Below are 1,439 nucleotides of genomic sequence, written 5' to 3' on the forward strand. Positions count from 1 at the left end.
CGTGTTTCATGGCTGCAATTCCTGTAGCAGGGCGATCGGCACGGGCAGCACCCGGACGATGGCCTCAGAGACGAGTGAGGAACGGACGTGACCGAGGCAATACGCAAGAACTTCGCAAGTGACAACATCGCGCCAGTCTGCCCCGAGGTGATGAATGCTCTCATACGCGTCAATGAGGGGGCAGCGCCGTCTTATGGCGAGGATTCCGAGACCGAAAGACTGACGGCGCTCATGCGCGAGGCTTTCGATCGTCCGGTCTGGGTCTTTCCCGTGGCCACGGGTACGGCCGCCAACAGCCTTGCGCTGTCCGCGTCCACCGCGCCTTTTGGTGCCGTGATCTGCGACCAGAGCGCCCATATCGCCAATGATGAGGGCGGGGCGCCAGAGTTCTTCATGCATGGGGCAAGGCTGATGCCCCAGCCTTCGCCTGACGGGCGCATGGATCCTGTCGCCCTCGACCGGGCCCTGGTGACCAATGCCGGGGGCGGGGTCCATACAAGCCCGATCCAGACGCTTTCGCTGACACAGAGCACGGAATGGGGCACGGTCTATTCTCTCGATCACCTTGCAGCCCTGACGTCACGCGCCAGAGAGTCCGATCTTGCCACGCATCTGGACGGCGCCCGTCTGGGCAATGCTATTGCCGCACTTAATTGCACACCTGCCGAAATGACCTGGAAGGCCGGGTTCGACATGGTGAGCTTCGGCGGCACGAAGAATGGCGGCATGGCGTCAGAGGCCGTGCTGATCTTCAGGGAAGATCTGGCGAAAAATTTTGCCCGGCGTATCAAACGTGGCGGGCATCTCTGGTCGAAGCAGCGTTATCTGAGCGCACAGCTTGCGGCGCTGGTGGAAAATGATCTTTGGCTGCGCCATGACCTGCACGCCAACACCATGGCCCAGCGCCTCGCTCATGGTTTGCGCCGCCATCCTGCGGCGTCCCTGCCTTTCGAGGTGCAGAGCAACGAGGTGTTTGTCGTGCTGCCTGAACGCAGCGTGGCCGCGCTGGAGGCTCAGGGTTTCGTGTTCTATCGCTGGACAACGCCGCCGGGTATCGACGGGGTATTGATACGCCTCGTGACCTGCTGGGCGACCGAAGCGCGGGATGTGGATCACTTTCTCGAAGCGCTCTGATCCGGGTTTATAACCGAGCATAAAAAAGGGGCGCCCGATCAGGCCGGACGCCCCTTTCTCTGTGCGTTTCGTTATGCGGTGTCAGAAACCGATCATCGCATCGCCACCAAAGGTGAACATGCCGGTGTTGCGACCATCGTTGAACGGTGACGTGCCGTTAAGCGAGCGATCAAAGCGGATCTCGGGGCGCAGGGCAAAGACGCGTATGCCGTGCCCGAGGTCAGGACGGTAGGTCACGCCGAGTGTCAGGGCACCATAAGTGGTGGCAGGGGCCGTCTCGGCGGGCGCGTAGCCGCCTAGAAAGG

2 protein-coding genes are annotated in these 1,439 nt (G+C 61.7%); one reads left to right on the forward strand and one right to left on the reverse strand.

Annotated elements, in window-relative coordinates:
- Positions 1–87: 87 nt before the first annotated feature.
- Positions 88–1,134, forward strand: coding sequence for a low specificity L-threonine aldolase (locus P792_RS0120005; protein ID WP_035440606.1), 1,047 nt, complete (start codon positions 88–90; stop codon positions 1,132–1,134).
- Positions 1,135–1,215: 81 nt separating this feature from the next.
- On the opposite strand, the gene P792_RS0120010 is transcribed toward P792_RS0120005, so the two are convergent.
- Positions 1,216–1,439: outer membrane beta-barrel protein (locus P792_RS0120010; RefSeq protein WP_031241449.1), on the reverse strand; the 224-nt coding region annotated here is incomplete at its 5' end.

Origin of the sequence: Asaia sp. SF2.1 (genome assembly GCF_000505765.1) — a bacterium.
Taxonomy (GTDB): domain Bacteria; phylum Pseudomonadota; class Alphaproteobacteria; order Acetobacterales; family Acetobacteraceae; genus Asaia; species Asaia bogorensis.